Annotated in this window: 19 protein-coding genes and 1 pseudogene; 6 read left to right on the top strand and 14 right to left on the bottom strand. The window is 58.3% G+C overall.

Translation table 11 applies throughout. The features are described 5' to 3' along the window. Positions 1-47 precede the first annotated feature (47 nt). The 11 genes from NWP14_RS21845 to NWP14_RS21795 all read right to left on the bottom strand — a co-directional run bounded on the left by NWP14_RS21845 (position 48) and on the right by NWP14_RS21795 (position 12,015). Positions 48-1,532 carry an EAL domain-containing protein gene (locus NWP14_RS21845; RefSeq protein ID WP_375215968.1) on the bottom strand — a complete coding sequence of 495 codons (1,485 nt, stop codon included), beginning with the start codon at positions 1,530-1,532 and terminating at the stop codon, positions 48-50. After that, complete coding sequence (locus NWP14_RS21840; protein ID WP_159236240.1) at positions 1,519-2,424, bottom strand: fimbrial protein; 906 nt, start codon at positions 2,422-2,424, stop codon at positions 1,519-1,521. The genes NWP14_RS21845 and NWP14_RS21840 overlap by 14 nt, the downstream gene beginning before the upstream one ends. Positions 2,425-2,441: 17 nt before the next feature. After that, positions 2,442-2,945, bottom strand: coding sequence for a fimbrial protein (locus tag NWP14_RS21835; RefSeq protein ID WP_375215967.1), 504 nt, complete (start codon positions 2,943-2,945; stop codon positions 2,442-2,444). A 12-nt stretch (positions 2,946-2,957) separates the two neighbouring features. Continuing rightward, positions 2,958-3,485 (bottom strand): fimbrial protein, encoded by a 528-nt coding sequence (locus tag NWP14_RS21830; protein ID WP_375215980.1) that lies wholly within the window; start codon positions 3,483-3,485, stop codon positions 2,958-2,960. A 13-nt stretch (positions 3,486-3,498) separates the two neighbouring features. After that, entirely contained in the window at positions 3,499-6,135 is a 2,637-nt protein-coding gene (locus NWP14_RS21825) for a fimbrial biogenesis usher protein (RefSeq protein WP_375215966.1), read from the bottom strand. Positions 6,136-6,209: 74 nt separating this feature from the next. Then, positions 6,210-6,935, bottom strand: a complete 726-nt coding sequence (locus NWP14_RS21820; RefSeq protein ID WP_375215965.1) for a fimbria/pilus periplasmic chaperone — start codon at positions 6,933-6,935, stop codon at positions 6,210-6,212. A gap of 35 nt (positions 6,936-6,970) precedes the next feature. Further along, entirely contained in the window at positions 6,971-7,510 is a 540-nt protein-coding gene (locus NWP14_RS21815) for a fimbrial protein (RefSeq protein WP_143350157.1), read from the bottom strand. A gap of 71 nt (positions 7,511-7,581) precedes the next feature. Then, positions 7,582-8,130 (bottom strand): type 1 fimbrial major subunit FimA, encoded by a 549-nt coding sequence (gene fimA / locus NWP14_RS21810; RefSeq protein ID WP_095099025.1) that lies wholly within the window; start codon positions 8,128-8,130, stop codon positions 7,582-7,584. A 495-nt stretch (positions 8,131-8,625) separates the two neighbouring features. Next, positions 8,626-9,222 (bottom strand): tyrosine-type DNA invertase, encoded by a 597-nt coding sequence (locus NWP14_RS21805; RefSeq protein ID WP_375215964.1) that lies wholly within the window; start codon positions 9,220-9,222, stop codon positions 8,626-8,628. Positions 9,223-9,859: 637 nt separating this feature from the next. After that, entirely contained in the window at positions 9,860-10,465 is a 606-nt protein-coding gene (locus NWP14_RS21800; protein WP_331833577.1) for a tyrosine-type DNA invertase, read from the bottom strand. Between the two features lie 938 nt (positions 10,466-11,403). Further along, complete coding sequence (locus tag NWP14_RS21795) at positions 11,404-12,015, bottom strand: LysE family translocator (RefSeq protein ID WP_095099016.1); 612 nt, start codon at positions 12,013-12,015, stop codon at positions 11,404-11,406. Positions 12,016-12,166: 151 nt separating this feature from the next. Here NWP14_RS21795 and NWP14_RS21790 point away from each other — a divergent pair, with 151 nt between their 5' ends. Then, positions 12,167-12,640 (top strand): Lrp/AsnC family transcriptional regulator, encoded by a 474-nt coding sequence (locus NWP14_RS21790; RefSeq protein WP_189339848.1) that lies wholly within the window; start codon positions 12,167-12,169, stop codon positions 12,638-12,640. A 58-nt stretch (positions 12,641-12,698) separates the two neighbouring features. Here the strand turns inward: NWP14_RS21790 and NWP14_RS21785 are convergent. Beyond that, a pseudogene (locus NWP14_RS21785) lies at positions 12,699-13,011 on the bottom strand (MarR family winged helix-turn-helix transcriptional regulator); the annotation flags it as partial. Positions 13,012-13,125: 114 nt separating this feature from the next. Here NWP14_RS21785 and NWP14_RS21780 point away from each other — a divergent pair. Next, positions 13,126-14,082, top strand: a complete 957-nt coding sequence (locus tag NWP14_RS21780) for a nickel/cobalt transporter (protein WP_346430859.1) — start codon at positions 13,126-13,128, stop codon at positions 14,080-14,082. Here NWP14_RS21780 and NWP14_RS21775 read toward each other — a convergent pair. Beyond that, positions 14,079-14,585, bottom strand: coding sequence for a MarR family transcriptional regulator (locus NWP14_RS21775; protein ID WP_346430725.1), 507 nt, complete (start codon positions 14,583-14,585; stop codon positions 14,079-14,081). The genes NWP14_RS21780 and NWP14_RS21775 overlap by 4 nt on opposite strands. Positions 14,586-14,666: 81 nt before the next feature. Between NWP14_RS21775 and NWP14_RS21770 the strand changes: the two genes are divergently transcribed. Beyond that, entirely contained in the window at positions 14,667-15,539 is an 873-nt protein-coding gene (locus NWP14_RS21770) for an EamA family transporter (RefSeq protein WP_095099004.1), read from the top strand. A gap of 95 nt (positions 15,540-15,634) precedes the next feature. On the opposite strand, the gene NWP14_RS21765 is transcribed toward NWP14_RS21770, so the two are convergent. After that, positions 15,635-15,847 (bottom strand): YdgH/BhsA/McbA-like domain containing protein, encoded by a 213-nt coding sequence (locus NWP14_RS21765; protein ID WP_095099001.1) that lies wholly within the window; start codon positions 15,845-15,847, stop codon positions 15,635-15,637. Positions 15,848-16,232: 385 nt separating this feature from the next. Between NWP14_RS21765 and NWP14_RS21760 the strand changes: the two genes are divergently transcribed. Genes NWP14_RS21760 through NWP14_RS21750 form a run of 3 tightly spaced genes read left to right on the top strand, consistent with a single transcriptional unit; the run spans position 16,233 to position 17,649 of the window. Continuing rightward, positions 16,233-16,559, top strand: coding sequence for an antibiotic biosynthesis monooxygenase (locus NWP14_RS21760; RefSeq protein ID WP_095098998.1), 327 nt, complete (start codon positions 16,233-16,235; stop codon positions 16,557-16,559). Further along, on the top strand, positions 16,552-16,941 hold the full coding sequence (locus NWP14_RS21755; protein WP_095098995.1) for an amino acid-binding protein: 390 nt from the start codon (positions 16,552-16,554) through the stop codon (positions 16,939-16,941). Before NWP14_RS21760 ends, NWP14_RS21755 begins: the two co-directional genes overlap by 8 nt. Before the next feature lie 6 nt (positions 16,942-16,947). Next, positions 16,948-17,649 carry a helix-turn-helix transcriptional regulator gene (locus NWP14_RS21750; protein ID WP_095098992.1) on the top strand — a complete coding sequence of 234 codons (702 nt, stop codon included), beginning with the start codon at positions 16,948-16,950 and terminating at the stop codon, positions 17,647-17,649. Positions 17,650-17,754 lie beyond the last annotated feature (105 nt).

Here is a 17,754-nt window from a genome sequence, read left to right as displayed (position 1 = left end):
AGAGGGAGATTGACATAAACTGCCGTGTTTTCAGCAGGAAGCGCGTTCTATCCGGCCGCGGGTGCGGCGCAGCGTCCCGGCGAAAAGCGTTGAATAATATCCTCGAGGTTTTCGCGACTGACCGGGGGCGAGATCAGATAGCCCTGAAACCTGTCGATCCCCAGCGCCTTCAGCATATTCAGCTTTTCCAGGCTATCCACCCCCTCGGCAACGCAGCGGCTGCCGGTTAGCTGGCAGTAGTAGATCAGGCTTTTTACCAGCGCCAGCGCGTGGGCGTCGTGCTGGAAATCATTCACGATGCTCATGTCCAGCTTGTACTCGCTAAAGCGCACCGCGCGGACCGGAAACATCACGCTGCTTTGTGAAAAGCAGTCGTCGAGCATAATGCGAAAGCCCTGCTGCTGTAATTTCACGATATTGCTGCCGATCTTCCCCTGGCGGTTGAGATCGACGGTTTCGGCAAATTCCAGTACCAGCCTCTCCGCCCAGCGTGGTTCAAGCAGCTGCTGGCGGGCCGCCTCCATCATCCGCATGAGATTGTCATGACCGGCGATGACCGGCGGGACGTTTACCGAGAAGTAGTACTCCCCGCGATGCTGGTTGATCCCCTGAACCGCTTCCCGCAGCGCAAAGGCCGTTAACAGCAGCCAGGCATATTCCGCGCGCACCAGCGGCAGAAACTCGCCGGGCAGCAGCACGCTGCCGCTGCGCCGCCAGCGCGACAGCACCTCAATCCCCTTGAGCATCAGCCGGCCATCGGTAATGGGCTGGAATACCGGAAACACCTGCCGACAGTGGATCGCGTGCACGAACTCGCGCTCAAACGCCGAAAGCGTGGCGAAAGCCTGCGCTTTGTGCCCTTTTGCCTGGCCTCCGGGGAAGCGGGTGGCCAGATGCGGATGATGTTCCACCATCTTTTTTAGTCCTGACAGTCTCTGGTTATAGAGGGTTTTATGGCTCACGCCCCGCAGCTCGGCCTGGCGAGTGATGCTGTATCCGCGCAGCCAGTCCAGCGCGGCGTTGAATTCGGGCTTGCTCAGGCCCGTCGGGGGAATGCCGCGCGCGGCCGCCTCCTCACAGGCCAGCATCTCCAGCGAAGGGTAGTCCGGCGCAGCCTGGCCCAGCAGCGAGGCCAGCTGCCGGAAGGGCAGGTCGGAGGCGACGGTTTTGACGGCGGCAAGGCGGCGGCGGTTGCCTACCAGGTGCAGCAGCGTTTGCCACAGCCAGCCGGCGGGGCTGCGGCTGAGGATCAGCATCGGCAGCGCGTCGGCGCTGCGGTCGAGCAGCAGCGCCGCCTGGCGCAGGGTGAACAGCAGCCAGAAGGGGTCGTCGGGCAGAAACACCACGATCCGCCGGAAGGTCGCCGGGTCGGGCAGCGACGGCGCATCATGGGCCTGAGGGGATAAAAACGTCGGCCGCCGCCCGCCCGCGCCGATCAGCGAAGAGAGCCCCTCCGCCGCCATCGAACAGGGCGAGAGTATGCACTCCCCCGCCGGGGCGGGCGGCGGGACCGGCGCCCTACTGGTAGACAAACGTCACCCCAATAATCGACTGCACGTTGCCGGCGGTGACCTGTCCGCTGGTGCGCGCGTATTCGGCGGTCAGCCCAAGGCTCACCGGCGACGTGCCGACCGTGCCCAGCGATACCGGGCTGTTGGCGGACACCGCCGTACCGCCGCGGGTTAGCTGCACGCCGATCCCCTGCGCCGGCGAGGCGGAGGCGGTATTGGTGAAAATGGCGTTGCCGGAGCCGGTGGTGGTGCCCGACAGGTAGTAGCCCAGCGTCTGGTTCTGCGCGCAGTGCACCGTCAGCGGCACCGCCATCGAGCCGGGATAGTCCGGCAGGGTCACCGTCACGTCGCGGGCGGAGACGTCGCAGCCGCCGGTCGGCACCACCACGTCGTTATTGGCATAAATGTTCCAGACGAACTGGTAGGAATCGCTGTTGTAGTTGTTGGTCTGATGGAGGATCAGCACGGCGATCAGCGACCCGGAGGTAATGGCGATCCCGCCGGCGGTGCTGACCGGCGTCAGGTAGAGCACGGTTGGCCACGGCTTATCGGTGGTCGAGTCGTAAATCACCCGCGAGGTTTCCGTGGTGGTCGGGAACGGATAAGAGCTGCCGTTGTATTTTACGGTACCGGAGAAGCTCGACAGCACGCCGCCGTAGGCGGAGCCGCGCTGCAGGGTCACGTAGTCGGTGATGGTCTGCGGATAGTCGTTATGGCAGAAAATCTGCGTCGAGAGGTCGACCACCAGGTTTTGCCCGACGCTCACCGCGGGAGAGAGATTCACGTAGACGTTGGCGCTGCCGCCGCCGATGGGGATCGTTTGTCCGCTGGCGGTTTTACAGGCGAAGGACCAGGCGTTAATCGACCAGCCCATCATCGCCAGCGCGGCCAGCAGGGTGACTATTTTTTTCATAAACGTACTCTCCTGATTCAGGCGTAGGTGTAGGTGACGTTAATCACCGCCTGAATGGTTCCCTGGGTGGCGCCGCCGTTCACCGTCAGCGCCCTGACCTGCAGCGGGAAACGGGCGGACTGGGTGGCGTCATCGACCTGCACCGATTGAGTGGCGCCGTTGTTCAGCGTGGTGCCGCCGCTGTCCTGTAGCTCGAGCTGGATATTGCCGGCGGTGCCCTGGTTTTTGTAATAGCCGGTGCCGTCCGCGGCGCCGCTGAAGGTGGCGACCACCCGCGAGGTGCCAATCGGGCAGTTGCTTAAATCGAGCGCCACGCTGTGCCACGCCGAAGCGGCCCCAGCCGACACCAGGCTGAAGGTGTAGAGATCGCCGAGTTCGACGGTGGCGTTGGTGGTCGACACCGTGCACGGTTTTGCCACCACCTTGCCGTTCACGGTGATGGTGACGTCGGCAGCCTGTAGCGAGGAGGCGGCCATGAGCAGCGCGCCGGCTACCAGCCAGCCTGGGGGAGTCCATTTCATCTCAGCCTCCGGTTACTGAAATTCCAGCGTAAAGGTCGCTGTGGCGTTAACGTGTCCGGCGGTGACCGGGACCTGGGTCGCCATCAGGCGGGCGTAAAAGTTCAGAATATTGGTCTGCCCCGGGGTCAGGGTGGTCCAGGCTATCGCCGAGGAGGCGGCGTTCAGCGGCAGCATCGCCTGCTGCGTATCGAGGATCTGCACCCCCATCCCCGCCGCGGCCGACGCGCCGCTGTCCAGCTTTAACAGGCCGGTGTTGAGGCTATCCGCCACCCCCGTGAAGCCCACCTTTACCGCGGTAACCGAACTGCCGCAGGGCGACAGGACGATGCGAAACGGCACCGCGGGCGTGGTGGCGCCGACGGCATGAAACTGTTTGGCGGCGTTATCCAGCAGGTCGACGGTAAAATCCTTTGATTCTCCCGCCACCGCGCAGGCGTTATCCCGCACGTAGCCGCTGATGGAGATGGTGCTGTCGGCGGCACACGCGTTGGCGACGGCAAGCGACAGCACGGCCAGCAGCAAATAGAACGATTTTGTCATCATGATCCTTTCCTTAGCGGCACACCGCGGAGAGCTGGCTAAGCGACTGCTGCTGGCTCTCCGGCGGCAGGCGATACTCGGCCACGCAGCCGGCATCCGGCCCGTCTCCCCACTTCACCTGCACCCGGCCGGCCAGCGGCATCCCGCTGAGGTAGACCTGGCCGTTATCGGCGACAATGCTGCCGCTCTGATTGCTCGCCGAGGTCACCATGGCGCCGAACGGCACCGGCTTGCCGTTGCGGGTGAGGGTCATCAGCAATTTCATCCCGACGTGGGCCTTAAAGTCGGCGCGCACGATCGCGCCATGGGTGGGCACCACGCTGACCACGGCGTCGTCAAGATCGACGTTGTCGGCGAGGGTGTTGGTATCCAGCGCCACCCGGTTCTCCCGGTACTCGGTGGCGTAAGGCAGCACCGCGTAGCCGCGCCAGTCGGTGCGCACGCCGGTCTGATTCTCCACCTTCACCTTCTCCGCGCCGGGCGCTTTGATAAGCACCACCGTGTCGTTCAGCGGCTGGCTTAAGGTCACGCCGTTGGCGTGGGCCAGCACGCCGCCGCTGACGCCGTAGTAGAGCTGCTTAAAGCCGTCGCTGCGGCTGTAGCCGACGTTGGCGTTGCCGTAGCCGCCGCGGTAGTTCAGGGCGGTATAGCCCGTGCCGCCGCTGCTGCCGGCGCCGCCTCCGGCGTAGCCGGTCTGCACGCTGTAGCTGAGGTTGTTATCCTCCAGCAGCGTGCCGTAGAGCCCGGCGAGGTTGGTCATCCGGCCATCGAGATCGTGCGACATGCTGTAGCTGGCGCTGGCGTGGCGCCACGCTGATTTGCTGTCCGAGCGCAGCCAGTGGCTGAACGGAATGTTGACGTTGACCGCCAGCATCTGGTCGCGCCCCTGCTGCCAGGCGTTTTTGGTCAGGCTGTAGCTCAGCGTCCAGTTGATATCGTCCACTGCGGCGTTCAGCCCGGCCTGCAGCTGCTGGTCCGCTTTGCCGGTTGACCAGTAGGTTTGATGGCTGCCGCTCAGGTAGAGCGTGGCGGTGCGTCCCAGCTGCTGGGTGACGCTGACCTGCACCTTGCCGCGCTTGCTGTAGGCGAGGTTGTAGTAGTCGGTGAATTTGGGCTTCACCTGGATAACGCCGTCCTGGGTCTCGACGTCGTAGCCGCTCATCCGGCTATAGGTGGTATCGGCAAAGCTGTAATAGCCCCGCGTGGAGTAGCGGTAGCCGACCAGCTGAATATTGGTGCCGATTTCGTTAAGCGATTTGTTATAGAGAAAACGCAGCGACTGCCCCTGATGCTTGCTGTCGTCCGGCAGGGTGGCGTTTGCCTGGGTCACGTCCAGCGACACGGCGCCGAACTCGCCCATGTTTTTACCTACGCCGAGGTTAAAGGCGCGGTAGCGGTCGGCCAGCTGGGAGCCGCCGTACAGCGTCCAGCCCGCCGCCAGGCCGTGCAGCAGCGTCCCCTGGAAGAATTTCGGCTTCTCCTGCTGGTCGTTGCCGCTGCGATATTCCCCCGCCGTCAGGGCGAAGCGCGAATGGCCCTCGCGCTGCAGCACCGGCACCGTTGACCACGGCACGGTAAAGACCTGGCGGGTGCCGTCGGTCTCTTTGATGGTGACCTGCAGATCGCCACCGTTACCTGCGGCATAGAGGTCGTTGATGGTGAACGGCCCGGGCGGCACCGTGCTCTGATAGATCTCGTAGCCGTTTTGCCTGATCGAGACCTGCGCCGTCCCGCGGGCAATCCCGTGAATGACCGGGGCGAAACCTTTCTGGCTGTCCGGCAGCATATTGTCGTCAGAGGCCAGCTGGGCGCCGCGGAAGTTGATGCCGTCGAACACGTCGCCGTTGGTATAGCTGTCGCCGAGCGTCAGGCGCGAGCGAAGGGGGATAATATCCCGCTCCAGCCAGCTGTTAACGTGCTGCCACTTATTCTCGTTGCTCGATGAGCTGCCGCCGCTGCTGTAGCTCCAGGTGGTGTTATCGCGCAGGCGCCAGGCGCCGAGGTTGAGGCCGCTTTGCAGATTCAGGTAGGCATAGCTGCTGCTGCCGCCAATATCGTTGTGCACGTTGTTGCCGGTGAAGTTGTAGTTCAGCAGCCCGGCGTTAATTCCGTCATCCCAGAGCTCAGGGGGAATATAGCCGCGCGCGCGGTTGCCCATAAAGGCCTGGGGAACGGTCAGGTACAGGCGCTGCTGGCCGACGTCGAAGCGGCTGGTGGACTCTTTGATCATGGTGGTCAGCGGTACGCAGGCATCGGCGGCCAGCGCATCCATTCCCGCCACGGCGGGAGTATTGACGCCCATACTCGCCAGCTGTCCGCGGGTCAAACAGGGCGCCAGCCGATGATCCTCTTCCCCGGCCTTAAAGGTCACGTCGCGGGTGGTCATAAAGCCGTTGTTCAGGTAGATATCGACACGATAGGTGCCGGGCGGTACCTCCTGTCCCTTTTCGAAACTGGAGAGGTCCGCTACCGCCGCCGGATCGTCAGCCAAAAAACGCGGGTTAAAATAGAGTTCCGCCCGCGCGGCAAAGGCCTGCGTGGCAAGCGCAAGCAGCAGCGGGAACTGCACCAGCCGTCGTGCAAAAAGCGGGGCATGACGCCGGGCGCGAGGAGAAACCAAACGGTTCGGTCCATATTTCAGATGTGACATAATCCCTCCGGTCCGAAGTCGCCCGGCTGTCAGTTCTTATTATATTTCAGGGGATAACGCTGGTTTCCCCGTAGCTATTGCGCGACGCCCTTCATCCGCGGGGTCAGCGCGCCGTAGTCGTTAATCGTCCGCCAGGAGATCTCGCTGCCGGCGTCCGGCGGCAGCTTCACCGAGGCTTCGCCCATCGGCGGAACCAGCGCGTTTTCCAGCACCCGGGTTCCGGCGTTGAGTTCGGTCACCGTCAGGTAGTAGGGAGTAGGGTTAATCAGCGTGAGGGTGTTCGCGCTGCGGCGAAAGCGCAGCTTCTCCGTCGCCTGGTCCGGCGAGAGCGCCAGCTTAGCCGGGCGATAGTAGAGCTTGATGCGGCTGATAATCGCCAGCTGCAGGGTATTGTCGCTGAGCTTCGATTTATCCATCGACGGGATCGCCTTAACGTTCATCCAGAACAGGCTTTCGCGATCCTGCGGCAGCTGATTGTTGGTGGCGTCGATGATCCGCAGGGTGTTCTCTTTTTTACCCTGCATGGCGAACAGCGGCGGGGTGATCACAAAGCGTCCGTCCTTCTGACCGTCGGCATTTTCTACCCACGACTGAATCAGATAGGTGCTGTTGTCATCGTTATTGGTTACCGCCAGCTGGACCTGTTTTTGTCCGGCAGGATAGATGACCCGGGTGGCTCCCAGCGCCACGCCCGCATCGGCATAGGTGCTAAACCCGCCGGTGGCTATCATCAAAAATCCCGCTAACAGGCTGCGCGTTATCCCCAGTCTCTTTCTCACGTTTTCCCCTTTTATACTCACCGTTGTTTCCCGTATCCGGTATGCCTGCTGGCTGGTTACTGATAGGTCAGCGAAAACCAGGCCTGAGCATTTGCGGCTCCGCCGGTCACCTGACGTCCGGTCGCCCGATATTTGGCGACAAAATGTAGCGTGGTTGGTCCCGTATACAGCTGTGACCAGGTCGTTGGTGGGCTATTAAGCGGGATCAGATGGTCCTGGCTGTCAAACAGCGCGACGCCGACGCCGGTAGCGATCCCTGGGCCTTCGCCCACCGAGAGCACGTCCGGATTTTTGCCATCAGCAACGCCGTGAAACGTCATTCCCACCCGCTGGCTGACCGCGGTGCTGCAATCCTGTAAATGGATCGCGAAAGGGACGGGGTCAGTATCTTCTCCTGCTGAATGAAACCGATTGCTGCTGATTTGCCCCATATTGACCGTCAACTGCCGATCCCCTGCTTCAACGCGGCAGGATTCGGCGATAATGACGCCCTGGAAACGCATGTTGCCGCCGGGCAGGGTTACGTTCCACTGGTTACCGGCCAGCGCCAGCGGCGGCAGCAAAAAGATCAACAGACCTGATTTCATTCCTTGCATCGTGATTACCCCAGTCCTGTATGGATAACGGGCCATCCTGGCCCGACGAGCATCCGTGCGTGATGTGTCAATTACTCGTACTGAACTTTGAAGGTCGCGTCGGCGTTAGCGGTACCGGCAGTTGCCGCGCCGGTTGCATAGTAGCGAGCCTGGAATGGAATGATGTTGGTGCCATCATTCAGCGTGGTGGCGGCACCGAAAGTTGCGCCGTCAAGCGCCAGCGCGGTGCCGGTGCTGTCGAGGATCTGTACGCCGACGTTAGTTGCGCCGCCGGCTGCAGAGTTTTGCAGCGCCAGTACGGTAGTGTTGGTGCTATCGACCGCCGTGCCGGAGAAGGCGACGGATGCTTTAGTTGCAACGCTGGTATCACAGTCATCCAGCTGGATGTTGAAACCAACGGCGGAGCTGGTGCTGCCCGCGGTAGCGAGTTTGGCTGAACGCACCTGGCCCAGCTGTACGGTTTGATCGATAGAGCCGGCGTCTACTGCACAGGCTGCGTTGACCACTTCCCCTTTAAAGTGCACCGTCCCGCCGTTTACCGTGGTGGTATCGGCCAAAGCCGCCGCGGAGCTCAGGGACAGGGCTGACAGAACAACGATTGCCAGTGTTTTGATTTTCATGTTGTTTTCCTTTAAACAATGTCGATATTACGAACCGAAATTGGCAGTCTTTGTGCCTTCCAGGCATTCCATATGTCAGCCGAATGGTCCGACTGCCGGCTCTGCTCAGTTTTTGCCCCAACGATGAGTCAATTGGGGCCATTTTGACTCATTGGACTAAAATGCTTAAAGTTTGGATTTTTCAGTGTTTATTTGGCTTTTAAGGCCTTTTGCTTTCTATTTTGTGGTTTTTTATGCTGTATTTTTATTTTTGGTAGCGTAGGCAGAGCGGCTGAGTCAGCGGAGAGGACAAGGCAGAGTTACGAATGGTATGGAAATGAAAGTAAATAAATGTCGGGGTAAAAAGTGTTTTTAATCAATTAGATATTTATTATTTTTGGAAATATATGCACTTGCCAGTTGCAAAAGATTACAAAACATTTTTATGATATAAACAGTTTGGCCCCAATTGACCTGTTCATTCACGAAATTTATCTTATTTATCAAAGTAATAATTTATTTCTTCTGCTCAGGGACGTTTTTATCCAGCAAATTATTTCTTTCCCATAATCCGGCAAAACGTGCGGCATTGCTGGCGGTATAGCGCACCGTATGGCGAATATTTCGATGTCCCAGATAATCCTGAATCAAACGCGTATCTGTCCCTCTTTCGGCGAGCTCATAGCCGCAGGCGTGACGCAGCATGTGCGGGTGGGTGTGGGTCGCGGTTCCGGCCTCTTCGCCGGCGCTGCGGATAATACGATACGCCTGCTGCCGCGAGAGCTGGGTGCCGCGGCGGGAGATAAAAATAGCGTCGCTTGTTTGCGCGGCCTTCCAGCCGGCGCGGACCTGAGTCCAGCGCTCAATCGCCTCCAGCTCGTCAAAGCGCAGCGGGTGGATGGTTGAAAATCCGTTCTTCAGCCGGCGGACGTTGATGCGCCCCTCGCTAAGGTCAAGATCGCGGTAGTGCAGGTTGAGTAATTCACTGATTCGCATGCCGTGGCGAAACGCCAGCAGAATAAGACAATAATCACGTTCGCCGGTTGGTCCGTGCCGTACGGCCAGCATCATAGCCTGAACTTCTTTGGCGGTAAGAAAACGACGTCGATTCACAATACATTGCTCCTGTATTTAATTTACACGAAGGCCTCAGCCTGAAAAAATGTTCAGGCTGATTAAAAAATAATCCGCGATGTTAAAACCGTATTATATGAAGGTATTTAAGTTCAAATAGGCGATCACATTACATTTACACATAGCCAAAATATCGCCACGCGATAATTCTTATTTTTATGGATTTTATTCAATACCACAATAGAGTCGCCGGTAATCGTTGCCAGGTCCATAAAATCAAAAGGGAAAAAGATATTGGTGGCGATATTATAGATGAAAAATAGCGCTGAATGGTTTCGAAGCTATCCCGTCAGGCTATTTATTTGCCACGTCCTGCAGGGCGCTCCAATGGGTAAACGTGGCGAATAATCCTTACGTACCAGGCGTACGCTCCGGCTGCTCCGCGCTGTCGGTGTCCAGACTGACTGCGGCAATTACGTCCGGCGGGACAGGTTCCTGGTCTGGTTATAAATAGCGAATGGATATCCGGAATATATACAGGGATATCGCTATTTGATTCTTTGCTGAGTAAATAAGAACTTGCGGGAACATTAATCTCAATTAACGCATGGTTAATATTTATTAATGTTTCCCCGCTTACTGCTCGTGACAACGCCTTCCCTGGCGTCAGGTAAGATTACTGGATAAGGCTAATACGCCGCTTCTCTTTGGCGTTGTCCCAGATACCATAAAAGCGGCCGGCGTTACTGGCGGTGTACCAGACGGTATGGCGGATATTTCGATGTCCGAGATAGTCCTGGATTAATCGCGTATCTATCCCCATGTTGGCTAACGCGAATCCACAGGAGTGGCGGAGCATGTGCGGATGTATTTCCAACGACAGCCCGGCATTGCCTCCGGATGAAGAAATAATTTGGTAAAACTGCTGGCGTGAGAGGGGATTGCCTTTACGTGACAAAAATAGCCACTCGCTGTCGCTATCGGGATAGCCGGTACGGATATCCAGCCAGTTTTTTAATGCCTGAATCTCTTTATTTAGTAACGGGTGGGTAGTAGAGAATCCTTTTTTCAGACGATGAATATAAATACATTTTGAACGGAGATCGATATCGGATATTTGCAGGCGGCATATTTCACTGGCGCGCAGACCATGAATAAAACACAATAATGTCAGGCAGTAGTTACGCGCGGCGTGCACTCCCGTATTGGCAGCTTTCAACAGCGACTCTATTTCGGCTTGAGTCAGGAAGTTCCTTTTTTTGATATCGGTGTTATTTTTCATTATCATCCCTTTTAATTGCAGGCATACATTACGTTCTGGCCATCGTCAGCAGGCCAGCTTTTACATCCGACTGTAATTTGTAATCGTTAACTCTACCTCTCCGCGGTACTTTCAGGGGAGCAGGAAAAGTATTCCAGCATATATTACTGCCGGCAGGTCATTATGTTTGAGATAATGAATGAAACATAAAGATCCCCGCAGTTGAGGAGCGGTGGCTTCATAAAGAGTGACGGATGGTTTTTTATCTTGTTGAAAGAATACGGTTTTCCTGGGGGCTTCAACGTCCGGTTCATCCTGCTTTTCTCCTGATTATGCGCTCCGTAAATATAGAGGCATAGGCTATGGGTCTGGAGCTTTCCTGACTCATAGTACTGTAATAATTAAACTCCCGGCGGGCTCGCCATCATTCCCTGACGGAGGGTTCTGGCCGCGTACCGCAGATGAATATTGCGTAAATGTCCCGCAGCTTGCGAAGAACGATATGCACGCCGGATAGCATTCACTGCATCACTACAACAGCGGTTAAACCATACTGCAAAATTCAGGCGGAGAATAGTAATAATAAGTAAAGCGATATGTGTGGCGCCAGCGATCAATTATTAACGCGGCGGGTGAGGGCGAAATCTCCCCGGCGCCGCTGAACCAGCTGAACGCCTTGTTTACGGGGGTTCGGAGTCTTTTGGAGCTATCTGGAATTTTCGGTGCCGGTGTTTTTTACGCCTGAATAAGCAGGCTAATTTTATCGGGTTTTTTGACGCTATTATTATTTGCGTCTGAAGCGATCTTTTTGATCCGCGCCGGAGGGTATTCCACGAGGCGGAATCCACGCCGGGAAGCTGACCAAAATAGTGCTGGCCGCTGCGCCATAAATTTACGCAGCGGCGTCAGGGATTAAACGATCAGGACGATATTCCTGCCTTTGCGCCCGTACGGCGGCATTATCCGAGCTGCTCGTAGAATAATAACAGAGCAATTATCACCATGATGATGCCTGAAAGTATGCTGACTCTTTGCGCCATCTGGGGTCGGGTGCCTAATACCGTTTTCGATCCATAGCCGACCAGTAAATAGATAAACGTGCAGGTTATCAGGTGCAGGCAGCCAAGTGCCGACATCTGCATCGCCACCGACCAGCTGCCTTGCGGATCGGTAAACTGCGGCAGCAGGGCGAGGAATAAAAGAAAGACTTTTGGATTCAGGCCGCTAATGCAAAGTCCTTTTATTGCCCAGCCTTGCCAGCTATCCGCCCGCTGCTCTGCGGCCGACGGCGCCGATGGATGGCGCAAAATGGCGATACCGAGCCACAGCAGATAGGCCGCGCCGAACAGCGTGATGGTCGACAGCGCCAGCGGATGCCCGGCGATCAGCACCCCAACGCCGGCGACCACCGCGAGGGTTGCCAGCAGATGCCCGGACATCAGTCCTGCCACGGCAGGAACCACCCGCCGCCCGTGAATACCGGCGCTGATAGCGTAGGCCCAGTCGGCCCCTGGCGTGATAATCAGCAGAAAAGAGACCAGCCAGAAGCTCGCGATAAAACTCATTTCCATAGTGAGCGGTCCCCACCGTGGTTTGGTGCATTTTGCATGGCTATTGCGCTCAAACTCTTGCGAAAAGTTAACAGCAAGAATATCGGGAATGATGCGCAATGAGCTTTCAATGTTATGCTTAAAACACCCTTTAAAAGTGAAAATCTTCCAAATGGACAGCATAGATCGAAAAATTCTTGCCGAGCTGCAGGCCGATGGCCGCCTCTCGATCACTGAACTGGCGGAGCGGGTCAATCTTAGCCTCTCGCCGTGCCATCGACGGCTGCGCGCGCTGGAGCAGGACGGTACTATCACCGGCTATCGCGCCAGCCTCGACCCGGTAAAAATGGGCTTTAACTTTACGGCGATCGTCTTTGCAACCTTAAAAGAGGGGGACAGGCGAGCGGTGAGCGCCTTTGAAGAGGCGGTTGAAGAGATCCCGCAGATCGTGCTGGCGCAGCGCCTGTTTGGCGATCCGGATTATTTGATGCACGTGGTGACCCGCGATCTTCCGGCGTTTCAAAAACTGTATGACGACAAGCTATCCGCGATGCCCGGCGTTCAGCACCTGCGATCGACGCTGGTCATGAAAACCGTGGTGCAGGATCGTCCGTTTCCGCTGGAGAGCCTGAATCCGTCGCGATAGCGCCGCTGAAGGCGCGGTGAGTGAGGGAAGTGGAGGATTCTACGTGTGATGAACGGCCGCGCCCGTCGCTGGCGCTGACGTGGGTGGTCAGCAGGCCATCGTCGCGCAGGCGGCCGACAATTTTGGTGACGGTGGGCATTTTGCTGACGGCGTATTCAGTGATGCGGGAGATGCTGGCCCGGTGGTACTGATGAACCAGCATCAGCACCCGAAAGCGGGAGAGGTCGATGTCGATTTTTTTTAATTCGACTTCCACCTGCCGGGTATACTTTGCATAGACGTTGACCACCCAGAAAAAGGGAGCTCTTCTTTATGGAAGCGGCTTTCGTGGCTGTCTGGCGCTCAGAAGCGGTATGGTGTTCCACAAGCATCTCCTTGCCTGACGACGATAGATTGGGCTGATGTTATGCGTATTTAGCGGGCTGGCGGAGGAGGAACGTAGGCCGCCCGGCGGTCAATTCAGATCCACTTAATGGCGAAAAATGATGACAACTCGCATTCTCGCGCGTGACTGGCGCCTGCTGTCGCTGGGCTTGCCTGCGCTGGCGTTATTGTCGTGCGGATGGGGGCTCCATGCGCACTGGGGCGCATTTATTCAGTGGTGCCTGGCAACGCAGATCGCGCTACACCGCTATCTGGTGATGTATCTTTTGCAGCTCAACAACCATCAATATAGCGGCGGAGTATGGCTGCTGGGCGGGGCGTTCCTCTACGGCGTGCTGCATGCCGTGGGGCCGGGGCACGGAAAATTTATCGTTACCACCTATCTCAGCACTAATCAGGAGAGCCTGCTTGCGGCGCGGGCGGTGCCGTTTCTCGGCAGCCTGATGCAGGGCGTGTGCGCCATCCTGTTTGTTTTTATTCTGGCGGTAGGGCTGAATCTTGCCTCCGGCGATCTTAGCGCCAGCCGCTGGTACGTGGAAAAAATCAGCGCGCTGATGGTCGGTGCCTTCGGTGCATTTATTATTTATCAAACGCTTAGAAACCTACGGCCGCGAAAAATAGCGATCGGCACGCTGACCCCTCTGCACGACCATAGTCCGAACTGCGGCTGCGGCCACCACGGCGTCGGGCGCGAGCTGGCGCAGGTGGACTGGAAAACCCGTCTCGGGGTGGTGCTGGCGATAGGCGCGAGGCCCTGCAGCGGGGCGATTATGATCCTGCTGTTTGCCAACGCGCTGGGGATCGTCAGCTGGGGGATTGCCGCGGTGATGGCCATGTCGCTGGGGACGGCCCTGTCGATCCTCGGCCTGTCGCTGGCGGTACGCTACGCGCGCGAACGGGCGGTCAGCCTGTTTGCCGGTAACGGCGGTCGCCTGAAGCTGCTGGTTCCGGCGGTGAAGATTGCCGGCGGCATCATTCTGATTCTGTTTGCCTGCGTGCTGTTCCTGACGGTGATCCCGATTAGCGCCAACGGCGACTATATCGCCGCCGGCTGCTAATCCTCTTCCAGCAGGCGCATCAGGACCGTCAGCGCGTCATTCAGCCGCTGGCGCTGTTCTGCAGAGAGTCCCGCCAGCAGCTGGCGTTCGTTTTCGACGTGGGTTTCGACCGCGCGATCGATTCGCTCCCGCCCCTCTGGCGTCAGGGCCACCAGCATGCTTCGCGCGTCCTGCGGATTCGCTAAGCGGTGTATGAATCCCCGTTTTTCCAGCGCTTTCAGACGGTGGGTCATGGTGCCGGAGGTGATCATCAGCGTTGAAAAAAGCTGGGTCGGCGAAAGGGTAAACGGTTCTCCCGCCCGGCGCAGGGTCGCCAGCATGTCAAATTCCCAGCGCACCAGATCGTGGCGGATAAACGCCGCTTCGACGCGCGGTTCCAGCAGCATGGCGCAGCGCTTCAGGCGGCCAATCGGCCCCATCGGGCTACAGTCAAGATCGGGACGTTCCCGCTTCCACTGTTCAAGAATTCGATCTACGGCGTCTGCCTGAGGTGATTTGTCCATTCGTGCCCACTTACCTTGATATCAAGATATCTATCGATACATACTTTGCTGACTAATTTACCTTGATGTGAAGATAAAATCATGACCTTTCTCTCGCGCTCGCCCGTTTTTGACCTGCTGTTGACCGCCCTGGCTCCGGCTATCTGGGGGACGACCTATATCGTGACCTCGCAGCTATTACCGGCGGACAGGCCGTTTATCGCGGCGCTGCTGCGGGTGCTCCCGGCGGGGATCGCCCTGTTAATCTGGTGCCGCCGCTTTCCTCTTCGCGATGAGTGGTGGAAGCTGATCGTCACCGGGATCCTCAATATTGGCGCATTCCAGGCGCTGCTGTTTATTGCCGCCTATCGCTTACCCGGCGGGCTGGCGGCGGTGATCGGCGCCATTCAGCCGCTGCTGGTGATGCTGCTGGCCTGGTCCGTGGACAGGCAGCGATCGCCGTGGATGGCGGTTGCTTCGGCCTGTACCGGTATTATCGGCATGGCGCTGCTGCTGCTTTCTCCGCAGACGGTGCTGGAGCCGCTGGGCATTGGCGCGGCGTTTTTAGGGGCGCTAAGCATGGCGCTGGGCACCTGGCTCTCCCGACGCTGGGCGATATCGCTCCCGGTGGTGGCGCTGACGGGCTGGCAGCTGCTGATTGGCGGTATAGTGCTGGCGCCGATTGCGCTGCTGGTCGATCCTCCTTTACAGCAGGTGACCCTGACCCAGGCGGCGGGCTATCTGTGGCTGTGCGTGGCGGGGGCGATGCTGGCGTACGGTCTGTGGTTCCGCGGGATTAGCCGCCTCTCGCCGGTGGCCGTATCGGCGCTGAGCCTGCTCAGTCCGGTTACCGCGGTGCTGCTGGGCTGGATTGTTCTCGGGCAGAAGATTCAGGGGCTGGCGCTGGTGGGGCTGATCGTGGTGCTGCTCAGCGTGCTGTCGATTCAGCGCGCGCTAACAAAAAAGGCCCCATAAAGGGGCCCGACATTGCTGCATGGTTATTGCGCGGCGGGAGCCAAACGGGCCGCCTTCAGGCGACCAGTCCGGCAGCTCCCTCTGCAACCATTCTCTTATTTGGACAGTTCGGCGGTCATATGAACCTGGTTACCGGTGTAGGCTTCGGTAATGTGGTAAGACGCGCCCTGATCTTTAGCGATGGTCGCGATTTTAGCTTCCGCGTTGTCCAGAGTATCTGCGGTCACGCTGACCGGGTGCTGAGCGAAGCTAGCAAAAGAAACCAGGGACAGCATACCGGCGGCGGCAAGTAATTTTACGTTTTTCATGGTGTTTTTCCTTTTAACTTTTCAGGTGGAAAGCGCTGTGCTTTCGATGGGTTTATAATAAGCTTGCTAACTATAACGTGCGTTGCAAAAAGTGCGATTTAGATCACACTTTTGTGCCATTAAGATGACGGTGAGGTGACGTTTTAATTTTACTTAATCAATAAAAACAGCAGGTTGTTGAAATTCTCTGTGATTTATTGCTCAGGCGAAATAAACGCCGACGGCGCTGAGATTTTTCTTCCCCAGGGCTTTAGCTATTGTTTTGGTGAATGCATTGGCGGTTTTTTGACCCGTTCGGCGCAGGGAATACTTCGCCCGGCGGCGAAGCATTGGGGGCGCGGGAGGCATAGAGTGGCGGCACCGCTGAATAAATAAGGATGACACAATGATTGCCGTACTCTTTGAAGCCGAGGTTGCGCCAGCAGGCCAGGCGCGTTACCTGGAGCTCGCGGCGGAGCTTAAGCCGCTGCTCAGCACCATCGATGGTTTTATCAGTATTGAGCGTTTTCAGAGCCTGACGACGCCGGGGAAGATCCTGTCGCTTTCCTGGTGGCGCGATGAGCAGGCGGTGCTGGCCTGGAAAAATAACCTCGCCCATCGGGAGGCCCAGCAGGAGGGAAAAACGAATATCTTTGCCGCCTATCAGATTCGCATTGCCCGGCTGATCCGCGAATACGGCGCGGAAAAAGGCGAGGATCGCGGCCATGTATGATATTTATGTGATTCTGCCAAATCGGCCGGGAGCGCTGGCGCTGCTCGGGCAAACCCTCGGCAGCGGCGGCGTGGGCCTGGAGGGCGGGGGCGTTTTCACCGTGAACGACCAGTGTCATGCCCATTTTCTGGTAGCCGATGGCGCGCGCGCCAGAGCGGTGCTGGAACAGGCCGGGATCCCGGTGATGGCGGTCACTCAGCCGCTCATTCGCCGGCTGAAGCAGGAGCAGCCGGGAGAGCTGGGGGCTATCGCCCGCGCGCTGGCCGGGCAGGGGGTTAATATTTTGACCCAGTACAGCGACCATGATAATCGCCTGATTCTGGTTACCGATAATTTCCCGCTGGCGCAGGAGGCGACGCGCCGCTGGGCCACTAACGCGTGAGGCATTATGCTCAAACCTGCCGCAGTCATTACCGATGATGAGTCGTTGGCCGTCGCCGTGGCGGCGATAGCTTCCGCCATGGCCGATAGCTCGCGGGTAAAGATGCTTTGCGCCCTGATGGACGGCCGGGCCTGGACGGCTACGGAGCTTTCCACGGCGGCGGACATTTCCGCCTCTACTGCCAGCGCGCACCTGAGCCGCCTGGTGAACAGCCGCCTGCTGGTTTGCCTGGCGCAGGGGAGGCACCGTTACTACCGGCTGGCGGGCGCGGACGTCGCCGGCCTGGTGGAGAATATGATGACTATGGCCGGGAAGGGCGCGCTGACGCTGACGACCCGGACGCCGGTTAATTTACGCCGGGCCAGGACCTGTTACGATCACCTCGCCGGCGAGCTGGCGGTGGGCATTTATCACTTTTTACTGCGCGAGGCCTGGATTACGCCCGACGGTTCGGCGGTGACGCCGGCAGGCGAAGCGCACTTTTCCCGTCTTGGGATCGTATTAACCGGCGATAGCCGACGCAAAGCGTGCTGCGCCTGCCTGGACTGGAGCGAAAGGCGCTTTCATGCCGGCGGGAGCGTCGGCGCCGCAATACTACGGCATGGTCAGCAGAAGGGCTGGTTTGTTCTGACGCCGGGCTTTCGCGAGGTTTCCGTTAGCGAGGAAGGACAGCGCGCCCTGGCCCGGCACTTCCAACTGCAGCTGTAGGGCCAGTGGGCGCCGGGCGCGGCCGTCACCTCAGCGCGGCGGCAGAACGTTTTGTATTGGATTTTGCGTCACCCTATCATCGCTATTATTCAGATTGTTCCCGAT

It is taken from the genome of Klebsiella sp. C349492, from assembly GCF_042055345.1.
Lineage (GTDB): Bacteria > Pseudomonadota > Gammaproteobacteria > Enterobacterales > Enterobacteriaceae > Klebsiella > Klebsiella scottii.
Note: the sequence above shows the minus strand (reverse complement) of the source record. Positions and strands in the feature narration are given on the sequence as shown.